Below are 24,097 nucleotides of genomic sequence, written 5' to 3'. Positions count from 1 at the left end.
CTGTGCGTAAGCACGGCCCTTTTTTATTTTTGCATTATGAAGTATAGTAGATTATCAAAAGAACAATTTGTAGAATTACATCAAGAATTCATCAATTTTTTGGCAACCCAATCCATCACTGCAGATGAATGGAAAAAGCTTAAAAATGAGAAGCCAGAAGTTGCCGAAGAAGAACTTGATGTTTTTAGTGATTTAATTTGGGAAGGTGTCCTAACCAAGGTAAAGTATTTAGAAAATATATCGGAACGCCATATGCATCTTTTTGATTTGAAAGAAAAAGAGATGAAATTAATTTCGGTCAAAATTTTAAATCCTGAAATAGATTTAAGGACCGAAGTTGGTTTCAGCTGGTTTAAGAGAAATTTTCAATCAGATTTTGTAGAATATCTTACTGCTTCAAAAAAGTATTCTGAAGATAAAAATGTGGATAAATTCAGCTTAATTCAGCAAGGCGCTGTTATTACAAAAGGTGCACTTTATCAATGGTTTGACGATATGATTGAATAATACCAATTAATAGTAATATTCAATTCTAAAATATACAATCTAGTATATTTGCAAGATATTCAATTTTTATGGCACATAAACCATCAATTCCTAAAGGTACCCGAGATTTTTCTCCTTCTGAAATAGCAAAGCGCAATCATATTTTTAGTGCGATAAAAAAACAGTTTGAGATTTTTGGTTTTCAACCTATTGAGACACCAAGTTTTGAGAATTCAGAAACATTATTAGGTAAGTATGGCGATGAAGGAGACCGACTGATTTTTAAGATTCTGAACTCTGGAGATTTTATTTCTAAAGTAGATGATGTTACATATAGCTCCAAAAATTCAACTTCTATTGCTCCTAAGATTACAGAAAAGGCGTTGCGCTATGATTTAACAGTACCATTTGCTAGGTATGTGGTAATGCACCAAAACGAGCTTGATTTTCCATTTAAACGGTATCAAATTCAGCCAGTATGGCGCGCTGATAGACCTCAGAAGGGGAGGTTTAGAGAATTTTACCAATGTGATGCCGATGTAGTTGGCGCAAATTCATTATTACAAGAAGTTGAATTAATTCAACTATATGACTCTGTTTTTACGGAATTGGGTTTGAAGGACACTACTATTAAAATCAACAACAGAAAGATTTTATCAGGAATTGCCGAATTTATAGGGGCTAAACACCTATTAATTGACTTTACAGTTGCATTAGACAAACTAGATAAAATAGGAGAGAGGAAGGTAAAAGATGAAATGCTTAACAAAGGTATTTCTCAATCAGCAATTGATAAGGCATCTCCATTATTTTCAATGAAAGGAAGTGTCAAAGAACAATTGACTCAACTAAAAGGATTATTAACAGATTCTGCAGTGGGTATAACAGGAATCGATGAATTAGAAGCTATCATAAGTACCGTAACAGAATTGGGTTTAAAATCTGCTAATTTACAATTAGATGTAACCCTTGCTCGTGGGTTGAATTATTATACAGGTGCCATATTCGAAGTTTCAGCGCCAGAAGGTGTACAAATGGGTTCTATTGGCGGTGGAGGGCGTTATGATGATTTAACTGGAATCTTCGGACTAAAAGATGTAAGTGGTGTTGGCATCTCTTTTGGTTTGGATAGAATATATTTGGTATTAGAAGAATTGAATCTTTTTCCTGAGTCAGTTGACCAGTCTTTAAAGGTATTATGCTTGAACTTTGGTGATAAAGAAGGTTTAGCAGCTTTAAAATTAGTAGCTAGGTTACGAAATAAAGGTATTAAGGCTGATTTATATCCTTCAACAACCAAGGTTCAAAAGCAATTCAAATACGCTGATAAACGAAATGTGCCTTATGTCATCTTGCTGGGTGCAAAGGAACTGGAGAATGGAGAATTTATACTAAAAGATATGGTTTTTGGTGAGCAAACCACTCATAAACTAGATGAAACTCCGAATGCTCTTTTTAACTAAAATCTTTAAGACGTTTTTGGATTTCAGAAATCACAAATTCGAAACGCTTTTCTGAATTGGGGATTAAACCTTGATGTTTTTGAGATATCCAAGATTCAAAATCTTTAATCGAAATCCATTCTAAGGCTTCTACTTCACTTTCTTGCTTGGTAAGCGCTACGCTCTTATCCAACTCATAGATAAAAACATTGATGAATTCTCGGTCAAAAATACGATTGCTGTGTTTCTTTTCTTTTTTATAAATGGTGATTTTTTGAAGGTTTTCAATTTCAATAGTAATTCCTAACTCCTCTTGACATTCTCGAAAAGCACCTATTTGAGGACTTTCACCTGCTCCAATGTGTCCGGCTGCAGATACATCCCATTTTAGAGGATAGGTTTCTTTATGCCTTCCGCGTTGCTGTAAAAGAAGATAACCATCTAAAGAATAACACCAAACATGAATAGTAGGATGAAAAAGTCCGTTTGCATGTGCAACGGACTTTAATTCTGTTGTTCCTGTTGGTGAGCCATCTTCATTTAAAATGTCAATAAGTTCATCCATGAATATGAGCTCTTACTCTTTAATGAAGAGTTTAAGAAAGATTTTAATCAAAATAACTAAAAGTTTCACCAGATTTGATGGTCAATAATGTTTCGTAAATCAAACGAATTACATTTTCTACATCATCTTGATGAACAGTTTCTACGGTGGTATGCATATAGCGTAAAGGCAATGAAATCAATGCAGATGCTACACCGCCATTGCTATATGCAAATGCATCCGTATCTGTTCCTGTAGCCCTGGAGTTTGCGGCGCGCTGGAAAGGTATTTTATTAGCCTCTGCAGTTTCAATAATTCGCTCACGTAATTTTTGTTGTACCGCAGGAGCATAAGCTATGACCGGTCCTTTACCAATTGATGCTTCACCTTGAACTTTTTTATCAATTAGTGGCGTTGTTGTATCATGAGTAACATCAGTAATTATAGCTACATTAGGTTTTATAGTTTGCGTGATCATTTCTGCTCCACGTAATCCAATTTCCTCTTGTACGGAATTTGTGATGTATAACCCAAAAGGTAATTTCTTATTGTTTTCATAAAGTAATCGTGCTACTTCGGCTATCATAAAACCGCCTGCTCTATTATCCAAAGCTCTACATACGAACTTGTCTTTATTTAAAATCTGAAACTCATCAGGGTAAGTAATCACACAGCCTACATGTACCCCCATTTTCTCGACTTCTTCTTTATCTTTTGCTCCTATATCAATAAAGATATTATCAATTTTTGGCGGTTCCTCTTTCCCGTTTCGTCGCGTATGAATTGCCGGCCATCCAAATACACCTTTTACAATACCATTCTTTGTGTGAATGTTTACCCACTTTGAAGGTGCAATTTGATGGTCGCTTCCACCATTTCTAATTACATAAAGCAAACCATTGTCGGTAATATAATTTACATACCAAGAAATTTCATCGGAATGGCCTTCAATAACAACTTTGTACTCAGCTTCTGGGTTAATTACCGCAACAGCAGTACCATAGGTGTCAGTAATAAAATCATCTACATATGGTTTCAAATAATCCATCCAAATTTTTTGACCTTCCCATTCATAACCTGTTGGAGATGCATTGTTTAGGTATTTTTCAAAAAATTTGATAGACTTATCTGTAATGATTTTTTTATCAGGCATGAGTATGTTTTAAGGTACAAACATAGCAATATTCACTTTTATTTAATAATATGAATTAGCCTTTATCCTTACTTTTGGTACGATTAATGACCTCTTTGGTTTATGGAAAAACTTGTAACCGCCATTTTAAGTATTTTCTTGCTAACGTTTACCTATGGGCAAGAAGAACAACCACTAGATTCCATTTCTGATTATTATGTTAGAATGCAGGGAGACTCTGTTCTTTTGAGTTCTATTCCACTTGATGAAGTTTATATTTTCGGTAAGTTGGAGTTTTCAGATAAACAAGAAAAATTAAGATATTATATTTTAAGAAGAAAGACTTTAAAGGTTTATCCTTATGCCAAATTAGCAGCCGAGAAGTTAGTTGAACTTAATGATAGTATCTCCCAAATAAAAAAGAAACGTCAACAAAAACGCTACACAAAAAAGGTTCAAAAGTATATAGAAGGAGAGTTTTCAGATAAATTGAAAAAATTAACGCGAACTGAAGGTCAGATACTAATAAAATTAATTCATCGACAAACCGGCGCTACTGCTTTTGATTTGGTAAAAGAACTTAGAAGTGGATGGCGAGCTTTCTGGTATAATACTACAGCGAAAGCATTTAAAATAAGCCTAAAGCAAGAGTTTTTGCCTAAAGAGGTTCATGAAGATTATTTAATTGAAGATATTTTACAACGTGCTTTTGCATCAAACAGATTAAAAAGGCAGAAATCTGTTTTAGATTATGATTATGCTTCATTAAGTAATAAATGGAAGCAAACAGGCGAACATAAAAAGTGATTATTTCTTTTTACCAAAAACAGCGTCCATTACAATGTTTATAGATCGAAAACCTAAATAAATGGCAAATATTGCCATAATAATACCAACAATCAGCACAGGTATAAATAATGGTTTATCGGTGTTCTTAAATGCCTGATATAAAATTATTGGAGCCACAAACATGACTAAGGCGGTATAACCGAAAGACTTTAAACCTTTTATTAAAAGCTCTTTGTTAGTTTTCAATGTCATTTGATTTATTCAACTATGAGGGTTTGTTTGAATTCTTGAACAACGGCAAAGTAACCTAATGGAAAGGACTCTGGTCTGCCGGCATTATCAAAGATTTCAATATTATCTAAGCCGGTTACATCAAACATATTTCCACGTACGGTTCCTGACGGAGTTTCAAAAATACCTCCAGTATCTTCAGTTTGTTCGACAAGTAGATCCATATAATTAAAAAATTGTTGGTCGGCTCCTAAAATACTTACTGCAATAGTATTACCTGTTTCAGTTTCACTGTCATAAAAATAGGAGAATTCAAATTCTTGTCCATCAATGAACTGGTCGTCTAAAGCTAAAAATTCTCCGAAGCCAAAATCAAAGACATAATAATTTTTTTTATCAGGAGTATCTGTAATTGTAATTTTCACTTCCGTATCATCTTCATCAAATAAGGTTTCATCACCTTGTTCTAGTTTGTCAATAGGAACTGTCGGCACATAGTTTGTAATTCCGGCATATCTCTTACCCTTATGTTCCACAATTAAATAAAAAACAGTATTTGGGTTGATAAAGGCAGTTGGTATTCTTTCATCTACATCATTGCCAATAGTATCTGGTTCATAAATTCCTGTTCCTGCCTGATATTCTCTTAAAACTGAAACACCTAGATTAAGATTGTCGGGGTTGTCAGGGTCAGGCTCACCTACCAATATAACAGCATCATCAAGCTGAGTTACCACAGGTTCATCAAAGAAGCTAGTTGTTTCAGTTGCTTCAATACGTATCGGTAAAAATTCATCGTCTTGATTTATGCGAACGATTCCATTGATAATTAAACGAGTTTCAGTTTCAGGTAAATCCACGTCGACAACTTCTTCACAACTCCCCGAGAAAAAAATGAAGACTAACAGCAAAAAAGGCTCCTTAAAAGTGATATGAGGTTTTATGTTTTCAATCATATTCAATTTTCGAACGATTTATTCAACAACAAACGTTCGTTTGAATTCTTGAACAACTGCAAAATAACCAAGTGCGAAATTATCCGGACGTTCAACATTATCAAATATTTCAGAATTATCAATACCGGTTACATCGAATACATTGCCTCTAACAGTGGCAGCAGGTGTTTCAAAAACTCCACCAGCATCTTCTGTTTGCACCAATATTAAATCCATATAATTAAAAAACTCCAAATCAGCACCTAAAATACTTACCTCTGCTGCATCACCGGGTAGCAACTCTTTTTCATAGAAGTACGAAAACTGGAATTGCTGCCCGTCTATAAATTGATCATCTAGAGCTAAATATTCATTAAAATCAAAATCAAAAATGAAGTAGTTATCCTCATCTGGGCGGTCAGATATGGTGACTAATAATTCGATATCGTCTTCATCGAAAAGGGTTTCATCACCTTGCTCTAATGCGTCAATAGGTACTACAGGTGAATAAACCGTTTGTGCTGCATATCTTCTTCCTTTATGTTGTAATATTAGAATAAACACTGTGCCAGGCCTTGTAGCTAAAGAAGTACTAACTCGTTGGTCATCATCAAAAGTCGGGTCAGGCTCATAAATACCACTGCCAGGTGTAACTTCGGCAAGGGACGAAGTACCTCCACCTTCAACAATTAAATCGAGGGTGTTTGGGTCATTAGGATCTGGAACTCCGTACAATAAGGTCGCATTACCATCTAATTGTGTAACTGTATTTTCCTCGAAGAAGCCATTTGTTTCGGTAACCTTTACCGAAACTGGAATAAAATCTTGGGTAACATCAACTCTAAAAACGGCATTAACAACCAATTTGGAATCCGAGGGGGCTAGTTCAACATCAATGACATCTTCACAAGAAAAAATTAAAAAAAGAACCGAGACAAATATGAATGCTTTTTTCATGGTTAGAATTTAAAATTATAGGTTAAAGATGGGACTACTCCAAAAATGGAAGTCCTAATCGCTTCGTTTCTACCTGTGTCTTGATTTTGTCTAAAATTAATTGAAGCCGCATTCATTCTATTATATACGTTGTATATGCTAAATATCCACTCTGATTGAAAATTTCGATTCTTGTTTTTCTTAGGTTGAAAAGTTGCTGCAATATCTAATCTGTGATAATTAGGTAAACGAGTTTGATTACGAAGACCGAAGAAGGGTACAACTAAACCTTGAAATTCAAACTGACCTACAGGATAATTAGTAGGTTGCCCGGTTTGAAAAATAAAATTAGAATTGAAACTCCATCTATCATTTAGCTCATAATTACCGTAAAGTGCTATATCATGTGTTTTGTCATATGGAGTATTGTACCATTCCCCAAAATTAATACCAGATTCTAAGTTAGATCTTCCGTTATCAACAACGGGATCACGACCTGGTGTTCGTTGTTCTGATTTGGACAAGGTGTAGGCCAGCCAACCTTGAAAGCGTCCTTCATTTTTACGAAGTAAAAACTCTAGTCCATAAGCCCTAGCTTCTCCATTCAAAATAACCTGTTCAATAGCATCATTTGCAATCAAATCTGCGCCATCGATATAATCAATTCTATTTTGGATATCCTTATAAAAACCTTCCATTTCTAAAGAATATTCTCCGTCGTTTATATTTCTAAAATAACCAAGGGCATACTGATCTAATAATTGAGGCTCTATAAAAGGACCACTTGGTGCCCAAACATCAAGAGGAGTAGGGGAACTCGTATTAGAAAGTAAATGCAGATATTGTGCTAATCTGGTATAACTAGCCTTAATAGAATTTTTATCATTAATGGTATAAGCCATGGAAACTCTTGGCTCTAAATTGGTGAATGTAGAAAGGTTGGTTCCTCTTCCAGGGTTAATAGTATCAATAGGGGTTGCCTCACGATAAATAAGTTGAAAAGGGTCAAAAAGTACTGGTTGATTGTTTTCATATACAAAAAGCTCATCTTGCCCCAATCTGTTAAACATACTAGCTCTTAAACCGTAATTAACACTCAAGTTATCAGTAATTTTTTGCTCCACGTCAATATAGGCTGCAGCTTCATTGGCATACTTTTTTGTTAACTGATCTTCAATAATTCCTGAATCGTCTCTATTTGGTTTGATTTTACCAGGGTTGAAGACGTAATAAATATTATTTAATCCATAATTAATTTGTAATCCGTCATTTATATAGTGTTTTAAATCATACTTGAAGTTGAAGTTTTGAATACCTGAATCCCATTCAAAGCCAACAAAGTCAAGTTCAAGGCCATAGAAATAATCAGAATAAATCAGAGAAAGATTAGAAAAAAGCTTATCTGAAAAGAGATGATTCCACCTGAAATTTCCAACAGCATTTCCATAAACATTTACAAAACTATCATTGATACTAAATAAATCTCTACCAAAATATCCGGATAGAAAAATACTGTTATTATCATTTATCTTATGGCTTATCTTAGTATTCACATCATAGAAGTAAGCCTTATTATTAACATCGAAAAGTGGCAAAAACAAATGGGCGTATGAAGCTCTTCCACCTGCTAAAAAAGCTGTTTTGTCTTTAGTTATAGGCCCTTCAATCAGTAATCTACTAGCCACCGCACCGATACCACCAGTAACCTTTGTTTCTTTGCTATTACCTTCACGTTGAAAAATTTCTAAAACCGATGAAACTCTTCCGCCATATCTTGCAGGAATACCCCCTTTAAAAAGTTTGATATCCTTTATAGCATCAGGATTGAATACTGAGAAAAATCCAAAAAGGTGAGACGAATTGAAAATGATAGCTTCATCTAATAAAATTAAATTTTGATCTGCTGCTCCACCGCGTACGTTGAAACCCGAGGAAGCTTCACCAGCACTTGTGACACCTGGCAGTAAAAGCAATGATTTAATGACGTCGGCTTCTCCAAGAACAACAGGAATTTTTTTGATGGTTTGCACTTTTAAAGCATTCACACTCATTTGGGGTTTACGAATGTCAACCCTTTCAATATCTTCTGTAAGAATAATTTCATCAAGGGCTTCAGCTTCTTCAATCATTTTGAAGTTGAATTTTTTATCTGCGTTCAAAACTAATGTTTGTTTGATATCACCATAACCCAAATAAGAAACCACCAATTCATATTCCCCTTGGGGTAAGGTTAAAGAGTAAAAACCATATTCATTAGTTGTTGTACCAGTTCTTAACTCAGTAATAGCGATGGTAACGCCAATCATAGTTTCGTTACTAGCTGCCTCGCTTATTGTACCACTTATAGTATAACGTTGTTGTGAATAAATAGAACTTGAAAAAAGGAGAAGCACAATAAGAAGTGCGTTAAAATTATTTGGCATGTTTTGGCTTTCTGATTATGATGAATTATACTTTGGAAGTTACAAACTTTAATATTATTAAAAAACCTTTATTCTACAGTTAAAACCGCAATATCAAACTCACTAATGGAGAAGTAACCAAAGGCTATATTTTCTGGGTCAGATACATTCATAATATTTCCTCGCACTGTTGCGGGTACAGTTGAGAAGGGGCCTCCACCACCATCACCAGATTGTGATAAAGTTTGATCAACATAGTCAGCAAATTCTTTATCAATACCTAGCAAGGTAACGGAGATTAAATCACCAGGATCAATATTTTCATAATAATATGAGAAATTCAAATTACTATCTTGATAAAATTCATCATCTGTAACTAAATAGTTATCAAAACCAAAGGAAAACAAATAGTAATTCCTTTCGTTCACGATGTCTGAAAAATTTACCTTGACTTCAGTTTCAATTTGCTCATCAAATAAAAAACCATCTCCTTGTTCTACACTGATAAGTGTTCCTGTTCTTACAAGTTCTTCTGTGGCAATGTATATTTCATCATTATAAACAATCCTTAAATTGTATGATTTGTTGAATTCTAAATTTGGAAATCCATCAATAAAAATACCAGGTTCCTGCTCGACTAATTCAAATATTTCACCAGAAGTGTTATCAATGATTTGGACGGAGGCGTTTTCTGGAACAGGAACTTGTTCCGCCAAAAAGGGTGCTGTTAAGGTAAGCTTAACTTGACCTATCGTAATTGGGTCATCATTATTTTCATTATAACCTATTAGCGCGTCAACAACCAACCTCGAATCGGAAGTAGGTAATTCAACGTCTATGGCTTCTTCGCATGCTAAAGCGACTGGAAGGATAATAAGAAATAAATAATAATATTTTTTCAAGTTCAGTTTTTGTTCAAACTCAAAAATATATAATGGTCAACTTGTCATGGTCACCATTAACAATTATTTAATCTAAACTTATAATTAAAGCTGATTAAGAATCATGTTCAATGTTTTACTTGGTCGCATTGCAGCAGCGGCTTTTTCAGCATCAGGTAAATAATAACCACCAATATCAATAGTTTTTCCTTGAGCCTCAATTAACTCTTTTACGATTTGTTTTTCTTTATCTGTAAAAGCTTTAGTGACAGGTTCAAAAATCGTTTTTAATTCAGAATTTTCGTTTTGGGCAGCCAATTCTTGTGCCCAATACATTGCTAAATAAAAATGACTACCTCTGGTATCTAATTCGTTAACTTTTCTAGAAGGAGACTTGTCATTATCTAAGAACTTCTCAGTGGCATTATCTAAAGCTTCACCTAGAACTTTGGCTTTAGAATTTTGATTTTTATTACCAAAGTGTTCTAAAGAAACTCCTAAAGCTAAGAATTCACCTAGAGAATCCCATCTTAGGTGACCTTCTTCTATAAATTGTTCAACGTGCTTAGGTGCAGAACCACCAGCACCAGTTTCAAATAAACCACCGCCATTCATTAAAGGTACAATAGATAACATTTTAGCACTTGTACCCACTTCAAGAATTGGAAATAAGTCCGTAAGATAATCTCTCAAAACATTCCCTGAGACAGAAATGGTGTCTTTCCCTTCTTTAATTCTTTCTAAGGTAAAATGTGTAGCCTTTAAAGGAGATAGAATATGTATTTCTAATCCGGATGTGTCATGATTTGGAAGATATTCTTTAACTTTTTTAATTAACTCGGCATCATGGGCACGATTTTCATCTAGCCAAAAAACTGCTGGTACACGGGTAGCACGAGCTCTAGAAACGGCTAGCTTAACCCAATCTTGAATTGGAGCATCTTTTACTTGACACATTCTCCATATATCTCCCTTTTCAACCTGATGTTCTAAAACAATTTCTCCAGAACCATCTATGACCTGAACTACACCATTTTCTTTTATTTCAAAGGTTTTATCATGTGATCCATATTCTTCTGCTTTCTGGGCCATAAGACCTACATTCGGTACAGTGCCCATAGTGGTAGGATCAAAAGCGCCATGCTCTTTGCAAAAATCAATTGTTGCTTGGTAAATACTAGCATAACTGCTATCTGGGATAACCGCCTTTGTGTCTTGAAGTTTTCCTTCAAAATCCCACATTTTACCTGAATTTCTAATCATTGCAGGCATTGAAGCATCTATAATAATATCACTAGGAACATGAAGGTTTGTAATACCCTTTTCAGAATTGACCATAGCCAAAGCCGGTCCATTATCTATCGTGCTTTTAATATCAGATTTTACTTGCTCCTCATTGGCATGTCCACTAAGCTTATCGAGTAAACTCTCTAATCCGTTGTTTGAATTAATACTTAATTCTTCAAAAACGTTTTTGTTTTTGGTAAAGACGTCTTTGAAATATGTTTCTACGACATGTCCAAATATGATGGGGTCAGATACCTTCATCATAGTTGCCTTCAAATGTATGGAGAGTAATAGATTTTTACTTTTAGCGTCTTGAATTTCTTCATTAAGAAAATCGACCAAGGCATTTTTACTCATTACGGTGGCATCAATAATTTCGCCTTTTTGTAAATGAATACCTTCTTTTAGTATTGTTTGACCATTTGAAGATTTGAAAAGAATTTTTACGGTCGTTGCTTGATTAGTGGTTAAAGACCTTTCATTAGAACGAAAATCACCAGATGACATTGTAGCGACATGTGTATTCGAATCAGAAGACCATTCACCCATTCTATGTGGGTTCTTTTTGGCATAATTTTTAACGGCTTTTGGAGCTCTTCTGTCCGAGTTTCCTTCTCTGAGCACAGGATTTACGGCACTACCTTTAATTTTATCGTATCTGGCTTTTATATCTTTTTCTGAATCATTCTGAGGATTGGCAGGATAACTAGGTATGGCATAACCTTTAGCTTGAAGTTCTTCTATTGCCTCGGTAAGTTGTGGTACAGAAGCACTAATGTTTGGCAGCTTGATGATGTTAGCTTCAGAATCTTTAGCAATAGCTCCTAATTCTTGCAAATCATTTGGTATTTGTTGCTCTTCTTTTAAAAAATCTGGAAAAATCGCTATGATACGACCTGCTAAGGAGATGTCCTTCGTTTCAATGGTTATATCTGCTGTTTTAGTAAATGCTTTAACAATAGGAAGAAAAGATTGGGTTGCCAAAGCCGGAGCTTCATCGGTCTTGGTGTATCGTATTTTTGCCATTAAGGTGTAATTTTTAGCGGTGCAAATATACGATTTAAGCTCGTTCTTTAAACAGAAAATTTTGATTAAAAGGCAAGTTACAATGATAAAAGCCATATCATCGTACAAGTACATTGATATGGCTTTTTAGAAATATTGCATAAACTTTAAACCTGCATTGCTGCACGGTTTCGGCCTTGGGCCACATTTATCGCAAAATTTCAACGTTTAGGTAGATTCATGTTTTTAACTTTTCAATCAAACAACTTGAATAAACTTTGTTATTATTCATTATATATTGTCAAAATAAAAAATAGCTCTTTTATTCGCACACAATGTATATTTCAAAATAATAGTGTTTAACACTATTATCATTGAATTCACTTTTTTATTAGTAGTGCTACTATCTTAAAGTAATTTGAATAATAATTTAAAGAACGTAAACTTTAAAAGAGGAAAGTAAATAGTTACCCATTTCCATTTCTTCTGTTATAAATTTAAAAATAATATTGAATATTGGTTAGTTTGTAACTAATTTGTAATCAACAACTTATGAACCCTAGTTATTAACATTTGTTCATAAAAAAAGCACCCAATGAAATTAGGTGCTTTTTAAAAATTATTTTTGTTTGTTTAAGAACGTACTTCTTTGATACGCGCTTTTTTACCAGTCAAGCCTCTGAAGTAGAAGATTCTTGATCTACGAACTTTACCTTGCTTATTAATTTCAATTTTCTGTAATGCTGGCATATTGATAGGAAAAATACGCTCAACACCTACAGTACCCGACATTTTTCTAATTGTAAAAGTTTCAGTTGCTCCAGTACCACGTCTTTGTATAACTACTCCTTTAAAGAACTGTGTACGTGTTTTTTCACCTTCTTTAATTTCGTAATAAACTGTTACTGTATCCCCAGAAGAAAATTGAGGAAAATCTTTTTTTGATACGAATTCCTCTTCTACAAATTTTATTAAAGAGTCCATTTTAATTTTATTTATGGATTTCTTAAAACCAACATTCACGTATATCGTCAGAGGTTAACTTTAATGGAGTGCAAAATTATAACCTTTTTTAAAACTAGCAAGTATGTTCGATTGTTTTTTTCAAATCAACTCATTTTAATAAGTCTGGCCTTCTTTCCTCAGTTCTTTTCAATGCTTCTTCTTCTCGCCATTGTTCAATTTTTGGAAAATTTCCACTCAATAGAACTTCAGGTACTTTCATTCCTTTATATTCTGACGGACGCGTATAGACTGGTGGTGCTAATAGGTTGTCTTGAAAAGTGTCCGTTAGTGCTGAAGTTTCATCATTTAGAACTCCAGGTAATAATCTAATTATGGAATCACAAAGCACAGCTGCGGCTAGTTCTCCTCCGGACAGCACATAATCACCAATCGAAATTTCTTTAGTTATAAACTTATCTCTAACACGCTGATCAACCCCTTTATAATGTCCACAAAGGATAATAATATTCTTTTTAAGTGATAAATGGTTAGACATTCCTTGGTTTAGTGTTGTTCCATCTGGTGTCATATAAATAACCTCATCATAATCGCGATGCTTCATAAGTTCACTTATACATTTATCTATAGGTTCAATCATTAATACCATGCCTGCACCTCCTCCAAATTGGTAATCGTCAACCTGGTTATAATTTCCGAGAGCAAAATCTCTTAAATTATGCAGATGTACCTCGACCAATCCCTTTTCTATAGCTCGCTTTAAAATAGAAGCTTCAAAGGGGCTTTTAAGTAATTCGGGTAAAACTGTAATAATATCTATGCGCATATATGCTGACTTGTACAGAACAAAAGTAGTTGATTATTCACTCTTTGGACACTTCCAGAAATAATGTAAAAAGTCTTCATCTTTTACCCAACCAAGTTTTTCGTAAAGATGCTGAGCAGGGTTTTCTTTAGCTGTTTCTAACGCTAAACCTTTATATTTTAATAAAGAACAATGTTTTTTGGCTTCTTTAAGTAATTTTTCGCCTATACCTATTCCCCTAAATTTTGGACTGACAAATAAGTCATTAAGAATATAAAATGACTCCAAAGAAACGGATGAAAATGTTGGAAACAATTGAACAAAACCTATAGCACTTTGAGCTTTATATGCGATAAATACGATAGACTCTTTATTTTCTAGTCTTTTAGTCAGAAAGGTTTCGGCTTTCTTTTTGTCTGATAATTGCTGGTAAAATATTCTATAAGCATCAAAAAGCGGAACTAAATCCTTAAGATTTTTGTGGTCAGCTTTAACTACTTGTATCATATTCTTTTATGTACTCTTCTTGTTCTTGTTGATTTCGTCTTGAAGTTTCCGACTGATTTTTTGCTCTCTTTCTAATGCTCTTCTTCGATGATCTTCAAATTCACCTTCAACATCTGAAAGCGCCAATTTTGCCTGTTGAGTTAGCGTATTGCTATTTTTAAATTTGTAAATAAACAACACAAGAAAAATGAGTAAGCCAAAAATTATACACCAAACAATCAGTTTATAAGTGCCTTTAGAAACCATGGCCCCAAAAAAAGACATGCTATCTTTTTCTGCTGTAAGTTCTATCAATTTTTTAGAAGTGTCATCTAATCTGGTATTCAATGAATTAAGAGCGGTCTCATTTTCGGAAATTGTAGCTTGGAGCTCACCAATATTAGTGTTGGCAACTCGAATGGTATCTAATATATTTCTTTGAAAAGCTTCCAACTCAAGCAATCGTACTACTTCATATCTTTTTCCACCTTGTCGATAATTAGTAGATTTTCTAATTAATGTCTCAAACTGACCTTTAACAGTATTATCATTAGTAGTGGTCTGTTCTTCTTGTGCATTTATAGTAATTACACAAAACACCGTACAAATGAATACCAATAAAAACTTTTTCATAGGTTCTATTCTTAAATATTTTATTTCGATTTAGAGGATAACGAATTTACACCAATAAAGAGAATCACCAAAAATTTACTTCCTCTTGAAGTCCTAGTAATAAGTATATCTTCTAACTTTTGCAATATACTTAGCTAATCTAATAACTTGATGTGAATAACCGTATTCATTATCATACCATATATATAGTACAATATTTTTACCATCTGCAGCTACAATAGTAGCTCTGCTATCGTATATAGATGGAGCTGTTGTACCTACAATATCCGAAGAAACTAATTCATTACTTAATGAATATTTGATTTGTTCTACCAAATCGCCTTCAAGAGCATATTTCTTTAAAATAGTATTAATGGCTTCAACTGAAGTTTTGTTTTCAATTTCAAGATTAAGAATAGCTAAAGATCCATTGGGCACCGGTACCCTAATTGCATTTGATGTCAATTTACCCTCCAAAGCAGGAAGGGCCTTAGAAACGGCTTTACCGGCACCTGTTTCGGTTATGACCATATTCAGTGCTGCTGATCTTCCACGACGATATTTACTATGCATATTATCAACCAAGTTTTGATCATTGGTATAGGCATGAATTGTTTCTAAATGCCCTTTTATTATACCAAGAGAGTCATCTATAACTTTAAGTATTGGGGTAATGGCATTTGTCGTACATGATGCTGCAGAAAATAGCTTTGTTTTATCGGGGTGATACTCCGTATGATTAACTCCATGAACAATATTCGGAACTTCTTTACCTGGCGCAGTCAATAAAACTTTACTGGCTCCTTTAGACCTTAAATGACGAGATAGCGCTTTTTTATCTCTAAATACGCCCGTATTATCAATGACTAGGGCATTAAAAATACCGTAAGCAGTATAATCAATATCTTCCGGATTATTTGCATTTATTAGATGCACTGTGGTGCCATTAATCAGCAGTGCTTTCTTTTTTAAATCAGCATCTACAGTTCCACTAAATTGACCATGTACAGAATCCGTTCGTAAAAGCGCGGCTCTCTTTTCTAAAACTTCTTCTGTGATTTCACCTCTGGTAACAATGGCACGTAATCGGAGTTGATTTCCCTTACCAGTTCTAGCCATGAGTTCTCTTGCAACCAAACGTCCAATTCTTCCAAAGCCATATAAGACAACATCTTTTGGTTTTATCTCTTTTGATGAACTAGCTCCTTTAAGTTTGTCAACCACGAAAGCCTTTACATTAAGGTGTTGAGTATCTTGTGAATGAAATTCATATGTTAATTTTCCGATATCAAGTTTTGCTGGCGGAAGGTGAATGTCGTTTATAGCTCTCAACAATTCAACTGAATCAAAAATTGAAATTGGTTTTTGAACGAACTCGCCGGCGTATTGGTGTAAATTTATAATCTCACTAACATTTTTATCAATTATTTGGTTTTTGAATAGTACCACTTCAATGGCCTTATCATACCAAAGATCACTAATGATTTTTATAAATTCAGTCGTTGCTTTTCTTCTATCTGCCTGAAATGCCAGTTCTTTTTCGTAAGATTTAATGTCGCTCATGATTGGTTTTAAAATGGTTGTTTTAAAAGATGTGCAAAAGTACTTATTTCAAACGTTTTCGTAAACCATTTGTTTATAAAAAAAAGCGCCTCAATTAAGAGGCGTTTTTATGATTATTTTACTGAAAAATTAGTCGTTCTCGTTCTCCATCTTTACTTAATAATGTCATACTCGTTCGACCATATCTTGAAATTTTGCTGAAGCTCGATTTTGCATCTTCAATATTGTCAATTTCATTGTCATCAACTTTTACTATTACTTTATCTCGCAAACCATAATCAGCGTAACGTTCAGGAACATTTGTGATTTTCACTCCATTCTTTGTGTTGTATATTTTTTCATCTTTTTTGGAAAGTTCTTTCACGGTTAATCCCATTATAGGTAATTGCACTGAAAGCTGTTTTTTTAAGGTAACCTCTTTGGTTATTCTTTTGCCACCTCTTTCAATAGCCACTTCAACTTGATCTCCTGGTCTTTTGGCAGAAAGGTAACCAGTTAATTCTGAGAACTTACTGACTTTCACGTTGTCTACTTGTTTGATAATATCTCCTTCTTCAAGCCCTGCTGCATCAGCGCCAGATTCTTCTTCAACTCCAGCAACATAGACCCCTTCAATTTCATTAAGTCCTTCTTCCTGTGCGAACCGCGAGTTTAAATTAACGGCAGATATTCCTAATATTCCTTTTTGTACTCTGCCAAACTCCAAAAGATCACTAACTACTTTATTAGCTATGTTACTAGGTACTGCAAAAGAATAACCCACGTAAGAACCCGTTTGCGAAGTTATTGCGGTGTTGATACCTATTAATTCTCCATTAGTGTTCACAAGTGCACCACCTGAATTTCCTGGATTTACGGCAGCATCTGTTTGTATAAAGGATTGATTCGTTCTATTCGAAATTGATCTAGCTTTCGCACTAACGATTCCTGCTGTAACTGTGGATGTAAGATTAAATGGATTACCAACTGCTAAAACCCATTCACCGATACGTGTGCCGTCAGAATCTCCAAATGCTAAATATGGTAAGGGCTCTTCTACATTAATTTTCAATAAAGCAATATCCGAATTGGCATCAGCACCAATTATTTCGGCTTCATAAGTTCTGTTGTTATTTAAGGCAACTTCTAAGCGTTGCGATTTATCTATCACATGGTTATTTGTAACTATGTATCCATCTGCAGAAATAATCACTCCTGAACCGCTTCCAATTTGTGGTTGCTGATTACTTTCAAAACCATAAAAGAAACCTGAGATGGGGTTGCTTTTACTCGTGGTCATGTTTTTAACGTGTACTACCGCATTGACTGTTTTTTCGGCGGCAATGGTAAAATCAATATCATTGAGTGCGGCAGCCTTGGCAAAATTAATATTAGAATTAGTTTTCAGAAAAGGTGTTTCTTCTTTACTAGAATACGTTATCGTATTGTTTTCAAAAAATAATTTGTAAGACCCTAAGGTTATTACACCTGCAAACAGGGCAACTAAAAATAGACTTGCAGTTTTTTTCATTTTTATATGATTTATCATTTTAAAAAGAGCATAAATGATTGCCAAAGAGGTTGGCACTTTTTTATACTTTAAATTCTACATTGAGTTCAATAGTCTAAAATTAGTTCAATTTCCTAATTGATTTTAACAGTTTAACGCCTTTTTAACTGCAAAAAAAAACTTAAAGAATACATTATATTTGTCTGATGAAGGCTAAGTTAGAACTCAACTTTTATAAGTATCAAGGCACTGGTAATGATTTCATACTTTTTGATAATCGCAGTAATTTTTTTCCCAAAGAAGATACTTCATTAGTGGCTTTTTTATGTGATAGAAGATTTGGTATTGGAGCTGATGGTCTGATTTTACTAGAAAATCACGAATCTTCAGATTTCAAAATGGTTTATTATAATTCTGATGGTAATCAGAGTACAATGTGTGGTAATGGTGGACGATGTATTGTTGCTTTTGCAAAAAACTTAAATATAATTGATTCGGAAACAAATTTTATGGCGGTTGACGGTATTCATCACGCTAGTATTGAAGGTACTATAGTTAAGTTACAAATGATTGATGTTTCCGACATTCAATCTAGAGAAAAATACTCCTTTTTAAATACAGGTTCTCCTCATCATGTTCAATTGGTATCTGATTTAGATAATTTAGAGGTACAACTAGAAGGTGCAAAAATCAGATATGGAATTTATGGCAAAGAAGGAAGCAATGTTAATTTTGTTAGCCAACTAAATGATGATACTTTTAGCATAAGAACTTACGAGAGGGGTGTTGAAGGAGAAACGCTTTCGTGCGGCACTGGAGTGACAGCTGTGGCTTTAGCCATGTTTCAAAACCAAAAGACGAAAAGCAATCAAATTAAAGTTGTTACAAAGGGTGGAGAATTAAGAGTCAATTTTAGCTCAAAAGGTAGTGTTTATACCAATGTTCAATTGATTGGCGATGCGAGTTTAGTATTTAAAGGGTCCATTTCATGTTAAAATTAAGTGGTAAACAAATTTATTTGCGAGCTCTAGAGCCTACTGATCTAGATTTTTTATATCATTTAGAGAATGATACTGACAATTGGGAACTAAGTGGTACACAGACACCATACTCCAAGGCGGTTCTTGAATTTTATTTAGATAATGCTCATCGTGATATTTACGAAGTGAAACAATTACGATTATGTATTTGCAATGCATCAGAGGAAGTAATAGGCTTAATCGATTTGTTTGATTTTGACCCTAAGAATCGAAAAGCTGGGCTAGGATTGATAATAAAAAATCAAGATGATAGAAACAAGGGATTTGGAGCCGAGGCAATTTCTGTTTTTTGTGAATATGCTTTTTCCATACTAAACTTGCATCAAGTGTACGCCAATATTTTAGAAAGTAATACCAACAGTATTAAAGTTTTTGAGAAACTTGGATTTACTGCTGTTGGACTTAAAAAAGATTGGGTATTTTCAAATGGAAGTTTTAAAAACGAAATTTTATACCAAAAATTTAAATCTTGAAAAACCTTAAAAAAGTACTTTGGGCTACCGCCATATTGGGCCTAGTTATTTGCGGATTCTTTGTCTACAACATATATAACGCCATATTTTCTCCTAATACAACTTTTGCTAATGAAGAGGCTTATCTGTTTATTTCTTCCGATGCTACTATTGATGACGTCAGTGCACAGTTAAGTCCATTATTGGATGATGTATCTTCCTTTAAAGCTGTTGCAAAGCGGAAAGGGTATTCAAATAATATAAAAGCTGGTAAATACATTCTTTCAAAAGGAATGAATAATAACGATATAATTAATACACTACGAAGTCAAAACCAACCTGTAAAAGTTTCTTTTAACAATCAAGAAAACTTAAAATCGCTGGCTGGGAGAATTTCATCTCAAATTGAAGCCGATACTCTAAGCCTCCTGAAGATTTTAAATGATGATGTTTTTCTTAAAGAAAATGGTTTTAATGACGATACCAAATTGAGCATGTATTTACCCAATACCTATGAATTTTTCTGGAATACAAATGCAGAAGAATTCAGAGCTCGAATGAAGAAGGAGTATGATAAATTTTGGAATGAAGAAAGACTATCCAAGGCTCAAGCTTTAAATTTATCACCAGCAGAAATCACTTCTTTAGCAGCCATAGTGCAAAAGGAAACTGCGAAGATTGACGAAAGACCGCGAGTTGCGGGGTTATATTTGAATAGGATAAGAAAAGGAATGTATCTGCAGGCTGACCCAACGGTAATTTTTGCGATAAAGAAGGAAACGGGTAATTATGATACCATAATTAAAAGAGTATTGTATAAAGACTTAGAAATTGATTCTCCATACAACACCTATAAAAATATTGGTGTTCCTCCAGGTCCAATTACAATGCCTGATATTTCTTCAATTGAAGGTGTTTTGAACGCGGAAAAACATGATTATCTATATATGGTTTCCAATATTTCAAACTTCGGATATCATATGTTCGCAAAGAGTCTAACGCAACATAACCGAAATAAAGCACAGTACATCAGGTGGTTAAACGAGCAGAATATTAGCAGATAATGCTACTTCATCGTGTTTTTATGACGGTTTAACGTTATTTACCACTAGTTTAAGAAATTCTTAGCAGTTTTATGCCTCGCTTATAAAAATCCCCCACTATATTTGCCCGCTTAAATTAAAGTTCTCCCCGAACTATAAATTTATGAGTTATGAAAAGATGGATTGGATTTTTAGGTCATCTCGCAATAATAATAATTTTCACCAGCTTTGGAACATATTCGTTCAAAAGTAAAAGTGTTGTTGAAGTACCTTTTCAATTAAAGGTAACTAGCACATATTTATCTTATGTTCCTTCTTTGATTGATTTTCAAAATCAAGAAGACCAGGGTAGCCCGATACTTTTAGGTAAATCATATGTAGGATTTAAAGAAGCTTTGGCTTTTAAAGAATCTCAAGGTAAATATGAAATTGTAAACTCATTAGGTTATTTAGGTAAGTATCAATTTGGTTCATCAACTTTAAAACTGATGGGGGTTTCAAATGCTGTTTATTTTTTAAATGATCCTGTTTTACAAGAAAGAATATTTGAATTGAATGTGGCTCGTAATAAATGGATTTTAAGACGAGACATCAAACGTTTTGTTGGTAAAAGAATAAATGGAGTTATTATTTCAGAATCAGGAATGGTCGCCGCTGCTCATTTAGCAGGTGCAGGAAATGTAAAAAAGTATCTTAGATCCTATGGACAAAATGATTTTTCTGATGCTTATGGAAGTAACATAGCACATTACATGAAGAAATTTGCCAATTATAATATTTCTAAGATTAAAGCACAGCATAACCCAAAGGTTTAGGCTTACTTTTAAAAATATAAAAGAACCAGATGTATGTCTGGTTTTTTTATGCTTGAAAAATAAAGATCGTAGGTTTTTTATGCAAACTGATTGTCACATGTTTCCATTCTGAAACCGTCTTCGTTTGAATAAACTCGGTGGGTAAAGTAATATCAGAGGCTATACTTAATAAGGTATTTGATTGTAAGGTTTTTTTTAACTCTTCAAATAATTTATCGTTTCTATAAGGTGTTTCAATAAATATCTGAGATTGCTGAAAATCTCTTGAATGTCGTTCTAATTTCTTTAAAGCAGCTTTTTTTTCTGAACCATCAATAGGTAAATAACCATTGAAAGCAAAATTTTGTCCATTCATACCACTGGCCATCATTGCTAGCAAAATTGATGAAGGGCCTACCATTGGTACAACTTGAATATTTTTCTGGTGTGCTATTCGAACAACTTCGGCACCAGGGTCCGCTATCCCGGGGCAACCAGCTTCGGATAATAAACCAACACTAAATCCTTCTAAACACGGATTAAGAAAAGAGGGTATTTCAGATGGGTCGGTAAATTTATTAAGCTGTTCAACATGTAAATCTGGTTGAGATTTTCGTGCATGTATTTTTTTGATGAAACGTCTTGCGGTTTTTTCATTTTCTGCGATGTAATAGTCAATATTGTCAATGGCACCTTTAATAGAAATGGGTAAAACTTCTAGAGGGGCATTATCACCCAATGTAGTAGGTATTAAATAAAGTTTTCCTTTAGCCTTCATTATTTTCTAGTTTTCTTGCTATTACTTCACATGCTTCATTAATCATATGATAAATATTTTCAAATCCATCTAAACCACCATAATACGGGTCTGGAACTTCTTGTAAAGCTGAAGAAGTATCATGTAACAATAAGTCAACTTTTTTTATATCATTTTCAGTTCTAATTTGGTCCAAAATATCCGCATAGTTGCTTTTATCCATCACATATATTAAATCAAATGCATCAAAGTCTGATGGAATAAATTTTCGGCATTTTTGTTGGCTAATGTCTATACCATATTCTTGAGCAATTGCTATAGATCTTTTATCTGGATGTTTACCAATATGGTATCCCGCAGTACCAGCAGAATCCACAATTACTTTATTGTCATTCACTTTTGACCGCAAAATACCTTCAGCTAATGGTGACCTACAAATGTTACCAAGGCACACCATTAAAACTCGAATCATGGAATAAAACTATTAGGTGAATTTTTTATTGAGATCCTCAATATATTTTCTAAACTGTTTGTCAGTTTCGGCAAGGTTATCGACTGTTTTACATGCGTGTAGAACCGTAGCATGGTCTCTTTTGCCAATTTGTGAACCAATACTGGCTAATGAGGCTTTTGTGAATTTTTTAGCAAAAAACATTGCTAATTGTCTTGCCTGTACAATATGACGTTTTCTAGTCTTTGATTGTAAAGTGGCCACATCCATTTCAAAATAGTCAGATACTACTTTTTGAATATAATCTATAGAGACTTCACGTTTGGTGTTTTTAACAAATTTCTCAACGACTTGTTGCGCTAATTCCAAAGTAACTTCGCGCTTATTAAAGGATGATTGAGCAATCAATGATATTATCGCACCTTCTAATTCTCTAATATTTGACTTGATATTTTTTGCGACATGTTCAATTATTTCATCAGGCATCTCAACACCATCGCGATATAATTTATTTTTCAATATGGAAACTCTAGTCTCATAATCAGGGACTTGAAGCTCTGCTGAAAGACCCCATTTGAATCTAGATAGTAAACGTTGTTCAATATCTTGCATGTCAACGGGTGCCTTATCAGACGTTAAGATAACCTGTTTTCCATTTTGATGTAAATGGTTGAAGATGTGAAAGAATACATCTTGTGTACCTGATTTTCCGGATAAAAATTGAACATCATCAATTATAAGAACATCAATTAATTGATAGAAATGAATAAAATCATTTCTAGTATTCTTTTTAACAGATTCTATATATTGTTGAGTAAACTTTTCTGCAGAAATATAAAGAACCGTACGTTCGGGGTATTTATCTTTTATTTCAACACCAATAGCATGAGCTAAATGTGTTTTTCCTAAACCTACACCTCCAAAAACCAACAAAGGGTTAAAAGAAGTGCCACCCGGTTTATTTGCAACGGCCATACCTGCAGACCTAGCAAGCCTATTGGAGTCTCCTTCAAGGAAATTCTCAAAATTATAGTTAGGATTTAGCTGAGATTCAATTTTAATATTACGTATTCCAGGAATTACAAAAGGATTTTTTAATTCTGGATTTTTAGAAGTAATAGGTACATCAAGTTCTTGAGGAGCCATGGTTGATCTATTACTACTTGGAATTTTTTCAGTAAATGGCTCATTATTGCCATATTTGTTTTCCATCTTAATGATGTAAACCAATTTCGCGTTGGCACCTAGTTCTTTTCTAAGCGCAACTTTTAAAAGCTTAACATAATGTTCTTCTAACCATTCGTAGAAAAACTTGCTCGGCACCTGAATACTTAAAGCATTATCTTGAAGACGAACAGGTTTGATGGGAAGGAACCATGTCTTGAATGCCTGCGGTTGGATATTATCTTCGATAAAAGCCAAACAATTGTTCCATACGGAAGTAGCAGTAACACTCATAAAAATTATTCCTTGTTTCTTGGTTAGTAATTAAGCTTCATTCTTATTAACAAAAAGTGGGGGTTGACCTTCCATCATAAGAGCGACAAATATGTGAACAAAAAATCTAAAAAA

At 33.9% G+C, this 24,097-nt stretch carries 24 protein-coding genes; 7 read left to right on the top strand and 17 right to left on the bottom strand.

Annotation, left to right across the window (positions count from 1 at the left end; translation table 11 throughout):
• Window positions 1–36 precede the first annotated feature (36 nt).
• On the top strand, window positions 37–507 hold the full coding sequence (locus RM520_RS09395; protein ID WP_311387835.1) for a DUF6495 family protein: 471 nt from the start codon (window positions 37–39) through the stop codon (window positions 505–507).
• Window positions 508–575: 68 nt separating this feature from the next.
• Complete coding sequence (gene hisS, locus RM520_RS09390) at window positions 576–1,949, top strand: histidine--tRNA ligase (RefSeq protein ID WP_311387834.1); 1,374 nt, start codon at window positions 576–578, stop codon at window positions 1,947–1,949.
• Here the strand turns inward: hisS and RM520_RS09385 are convergent.
• Window positions 1,942–2,493, bottom strand: coding sequence for an NUDIX hydrolase (locus tag RM520_RS09385; protein ID WP_311385452.1), 552 nt, complete (start codon window positions 2,491–2,493; stop codon window positions 1,942–1,944). The genes hisS and RM520_RS09385 overlap by 8 nt on opposite strands.
• Window positions 2,494–2,536: 43 nt before the next feature.
• A complete protein-coding gene (locus tag RM520_RS09380; protein WP_311387833.1) occupies window positions 2,537–3,625 on the bottom strand; it encodes a M42 family metallopeptidase in 1,089 nt (362 codons plus the stop codon).
• A gap of 102 nt (window positions 3,626–3,727) precedes the next feature.
• Between RM520_RS09380 and RM520_RS09375 the strand changes: the two genes are divergently transcribed.
• The gene (locus RM520_RS09375; RefSeq protein ID WP_311387832.1) at window positions 3,728–4,411 is read left to right on the top strand and encodes a DUF4294 domain-containing protein; all 684 of its coding nucleotides are present in this window, start codon (window positions 3,728–3,730) and stop codon (window positions 4,409–4,411) included.
• Here RM520_RS09375 and RM520_RS09370 read toward each other — a convergent pair whose 3' ends face one another.
• From RM520_RS09370 to RM520_RS09315, 12 genes are all read right to left on the bottom strand, one after another.
• Window positions 4,412–4,645, bottom strand: a complete 234-nt coding sequence (locus RM520_RS09370; RefSeq protein WP_311387831.1) for a DUF6095 family protein — start codon at window positions 4,643–4,645, stop codon at window positions 4,412–4,414.
• Between the two features lie 5 nt (window positions 4,646–4,650).
• A complete protein-coding gene (locus tag RM520_RS09365) occupies window positions 4,651–5,580 on the bottom strand; it encodes a DUF4249 family protein (RefSeq protein WP_311385448.1) in 930 nt (309 codons plus the stop codon).
• An 18-nt stretch (window positions 5,581–5,598) separates the two neighbouring features.
• Complete coding sequence (locus tag RM520_RS09360) at window positions 5,599–6,516, bottom strand: DUF4249 family protein (RefSeq protein ID WP_311387830.1); 918 nt, start codon at window positions 6,514–6,516, stop codon at window positions 5,599–5,601.
• A gap of 2 nt (window positions 6,517–6,518) precedes the next feature.
• The gene (locus RM520_RS09355; RefSeq protein ID WP_311385446.1) at window positions 6,519–8,918 is read right to left on the bottom strand and encodes a TonB-dependent receptor; all 2,400 of its coding nucleotides are present in this window, start codon (window positions 8,916–8,918) and stop codon (window positions 6,519–6,521) included.
• Between the two features lie 68 nt (window positions 8,919–8,986).
• Window positions 8,987–9,799 (bottom strand): DUF4249 family protein, encoded by an 813-nt coding sequence (locus RM520_RS09350; RefSeq protein WP_311387829.1) that lies wholly within the window; start codon window positions 9,797–9,799, stop codon window positions 8,987–8,989.
• A gap of 84 nt (window positions 9,800–9,883) precedes the next feature.
• Window positions 9,884–12,091 carry an NADP-dependent isocitrate dehydrogenase gene (locus RM520_RS09345; RefSeq protein ID WP_311387828.1) on the bottom strand — a complete coding sequence of 736 codons (2,208 nt, stop codon included), beginning with the start codon at window positions 12,089–12,091 and terminating at the stop codon, window positions 9,884–9,886.
• Between the two features lie 612 nt (window positions 12,092–12,703).
• Window positions 12,704–13,054 (bottom strand): 50S ribosomal protein L19, encoded by a 351-nt coding sequence (gene rplS / locus RM520_RS09340; RefSeq protein ID WP_311387827.1) that lies wholly within the window; start codon window positions 13,052–13,054, stop codon window positions 12,704–12,706.
• A 130-nt stretch (window positions 13,055–13,184) separates the two neighbouring features.
• Window positions 13,185–13,859, bottom strand: a complete 675-nt coding sequence (gene trmD, locus RM520_RS09335; RefSeq protein WP_311387826.1) for a tRNA (guanosine(37)-N1)-methyltransferase TrmD — start codon at window positions 13,857–13,859, stop codon at window positions 13,185–13,187.
• Between the two features lie 33 nt (window positions 13,860–13,892).
• Window positions 13,893–14,345 (bottom strand): GNAT family N-acetyltransferase, encoded by a 453-nt coding sequence (locus RM520_RS09330; RefSeq protein WP_311387825.1) that lies wholly within the window; start codon window positions 14,343–14,345, stop codon window positions 13,893–13,895.
• A 6-nt stretch (window positions 14,346–14,351) separates the two neighbouring features.
• Window positions 14,352–14,957 (bottom strand): tRNA (guanine-N1)-methyltransferase, encoded by a 606-nt coding sequence (locus RM520_RS09325; RefSeq protein ID WP_311387824.1) that lies wholly within the window; start codon window positions 14,955–14,957, stop codon window positions 14,352–14,354.
• Between the two features lie 93 nt (window positions 14,958–15,050).
• A complete protein-coding gene (locus RM520_RS09320) occupies window positions 15,051–16,499 on the bottom strand; it encodes a glyceraldehyde-3-phosphate dehydrogenase (protein ID WP_311387823.1) in 1,449 nt (482 codons plus the stop codon).
• Between the two features lie 118 nt (window positions 16,500–16,617).
• Complete coding sequence (locus tag RM520_RS09315) at window positions 16,618–18,009, bottom strand: S1C family serine protease (protein WP_311385438.1); 1,392 nt, start codon at window positions 18,007–18,009, stop codon at window positions 16,618–16,620.
• A 185-nt stretch (window positions 18,010–18,194) separates the two neighbouring features.
• Here RM520_RS09315 and dapF point away from each other — a divergent pair, with 185 nt between their 5' ends.
• The 4 genes from dapF (at window position 18,195) to RM520_RS09295 (ending at window position 21,338) form a co-directional block, all read left to right on the top strand.
• Window positions 18,195–18,983 carry a diaminopimelate epimerase gene (gene dapF, locus RM520_RS09310; protein WP_311387822.1) on the top strand — a complete coding sequence of 263 codons (789 nt, stop codon included), beginning with the start codon at window positions 18,195–18,197 and terminating at the stop codon, window positions 18,981–18,983.
• Entirely contained in the window at window positions 18,977–19,501 is a 525-nt protein-coding gene (locus RM520_RS09305; RefSeq protein WP_311387821.1) for a GNAT family N-acetyltransferase, read from the top strand. Before dapF ends, RM520_RS09305 begins: the two co-directional genes overlap by 7 nt.
• Window positions 19,498–20,544 (top strand): endolytic transglycosylase MltG, encoded by a 1,047-nt coding sequence (gene mltG / locus RM520_RS09300; protein WP_311387820.1) that lies wholly within the window; start codon window positions 19,498–19,500, stop codon window positions 20,542–20,544. The genes RM520_RS09305 and mltG overlap by 4 nt, the downstream gene beginning before the upstream one ends.
• Window positions 20,545–20,693: 149 nt before the next feature.
• Window positions 20,694–21,338, top strand: a complete 645-nt coding sequence (locus RM520_RS09295) for a lysozyme family protein (protein WP_311387819.1) — start codon at window positions 20,694–20,696, stop codon at window positions 21,336–21,338.
• Between the two features lie 46 nt (window positions 21,339–21,384).
• Here the strand turns inward: RM520_RS09295 and RM520_RS09290 are convergent, their stop codons facing one another.
• From RM520_RS09290 to dnaA, 3 genes are read right to left on the bottom strand one after another with little or no spacing between them, the layout of a single operon-like run.
• Complete coding sequence (locus RM520_RS09290) at window positions 21,385–22,095, bottom strand: SAM-dependent methyltransferase (RefSeq protein ID WP_311387818.1); 711 nt, start codon at window positions 22,093–22,095, stop codon at window positions 21,385–21,387.
• The gene (locus RM520_RS09285; RefSeq protein WP_311387817.1) at window positions 22,085–22,546 is read right to left on the bottom strand and encodes a low molecular weight protein-tyrosine-phosphatase; all 462 of its coding nucleotides are present in this window, start codon (window positions 22,544–22,546) and stop codon (window positions 22,085–22,087) included. Before RM520_RS09285 ends, RM520_RS09290 begins: the two co-directional genes overlap by 11 nt.
• A gap of 12 nt (window positions 22,547–22,558) precedes the next feature.
• Window positions 22,559–23,983 carry a chromosomal replication initiator protein DnaA gene (gene dnaA / locus RM520_RS09280; protein ID WP_311385431.1) on the bottom strand — a complete coding sequence of 475 codons (1,425 nt, stop codon included), beginning with the start codon at window positions 23,981–23,983 and terminating at the stop codon, window positions 22,559–22,561.
• Window positions 23,984–24,097 lie beyond the last annotated feature (114 nt).

Origin of the sequence: Croceitalea vernalis, assembly GCF_031846405.1 — a bacterium.
GTDB lineage: Bacteria > Bacteroidota > Bacteroidia > Flavobacteriales > Flavobacteriaceae > Croceitalea > Croceitalea vernalis.
Note: the sequence above shows the minus strand (reverse complement) of the source record. Positions and strands in the feature narration are given on the sequence as shown.

Excerpts from the sequence above, each read along its gene's own strand:
- RM520_RS09305 (WP_311387821.1), top strand. The coding sequence starts at position 18,977 with ATGTTAAAATTAAGTGGTAAACAAATTTATTTGCGAGCTCTAGAGCCT.
- RM520_RS09290 (WP_311387818.1), bottom strand. The coding sequence starts at position 22,095 with ATGAAGGCTAAAGGAAAACTTTATTTAATACCTACTACATTGGGTGAT.
- trmD (WP_311387826.1), bottom strand. The coding sequence starts at position 13,859 with ATGCGCATAGATATTATTACAGTTTTACCCGAATTACTTAAAAGCCCC.
- RM520_RS09395 (WP_311387835.1), top strand. The coding sequence starts at position 37 with ATGAAGTATAGTAGATTATCAAAAGAACAATTTGTAGAATTACATCAA.
- dapF (WP_311387822.1), top strand. The coding sequence starts at position 18,195 with ATGAAGGCTAAGTTAGAACTCAACTTTTATAAGTATCAAGGCACTGGT.
- RM520_RS09355 (WP_311385446.1), bottom strand. The coding sequence starts at position 8,918 with ATGCCAAATAATTTTAACGCACTTCTTATTGTGCTTCTCCTTTTTTCA.
- rplS (WP_311387827.1), bottom strand. The coding sequence starts at position 13,054 with ATGGACTCTTTAATAAAATTTGTAGAAGAGGAATTCGTATCAAAAAAA.
- RM520_RS09375 (WP_311387832.1), top strand. The coding sequence starts at position 3,728 with ATGGAAAAACTTGTAACCGCCATTTTAAGTATTTTCTTGCTAACGTTT.
- RM520_RS09385 (WP_311385452.1), bottom strand. The coding sequence starts at position 2,493 with ATGGATGAACTTATTGACATTTTAAATGAAGATGGCTCACCAACAGGA.
- RM520_RS09345 (WP_311387828.1), bottom strand. The coding sequence starts at position 12,091 with ATGGCAAAAATACGATACACCAAGACCGATGAAGCTCCGGCTTTGGCA.
- RM520_RS09380 (WP_311387833.1), bottom strand. The coding sequence starts at position 3,625 with ATGCCTGATAAAAAAATCATTACAGATAAGTCTATCAAATTTTTTGAA.
- RM520_RS09295 (WP_311387819.1), top strand. The coding sequence starts at position 20,694 with ATGAAAAGATGGATTGGATTTTTAGGTCATCTCGCAATAATAATAATT.
- dnaA (WP_311385431.1), bottom strand. The coding sequence starts at position 23,983 with ATGAGTGTTACTGCTACTTCCGTATGGAACAATTGTTTGGCTTTTATC.
- RM520_RS09325 (WP_311387824.1), bottom strand. The coding sequence starts at position 14,957 with ATGAAAAAGTTTTTATTGGTATTCATTTGTACGGTGTTTTGTGTAATT.
- RM520_RS09315 (WP_311385438.1), bottom strand. The coding sequence starts at position 18,009 with ATGAAAAAAACTGCAAGTCTATTTTTAGTTGCCCTGTTTGCAGGTGTA.
- RM520_RS09360 (WP_311387830.1), bottom strand. The coding sequence starts at position 6,516 with ATGAAAAAAGCATTCATATTTGTCTCGGTTCTTTTTTTAATTTTTTCT.
- RM520_RS09330 (WP_311387825.1), bottom strand. The coding sequence starts at position 14,345 with ATGATACAAGTAGTTAAAGCTGACCACAAAAATCTTAAGGATTTAGTT.
- RM520_RS09285 (WP_311387817.1), bottom strand. The coding sequence starts at position 22,546 with ATGATTCGAGTTTTAATGGTGTGCCTTGGTAACATTTGTAGGTCACCA.
- RM520_RS09320 (WP_311387823.1), bottom strand. The coding sequence starts at position 16,499 with ATGAGCGACATTAAATCTTACGAAAAAGAACTGGCATTTCAGGCAGAT.
- RM520_RS09370 (WP_311387831.1), bottom strand. The coding sequence starts at position 4,645 with ATGACATTGAAAACTAACAAAGAGCTTTTAATAAAAGGTTTAAAGTCT.
- hisS (WP_311387834.1), top strand. The coding sequence starts at position 576 with ATGGCACATAAACCATCAATTCCTAAAGGTACCCGAGATTTTTCTCCT.
- RM520_RS09365 (WP_311385448.1), bottom strand. The coding sequence starts at position 5,580 with ATGATTGAAAACATAAAACCTCATATCACTTTTAAGGAGCCTTTTTTG.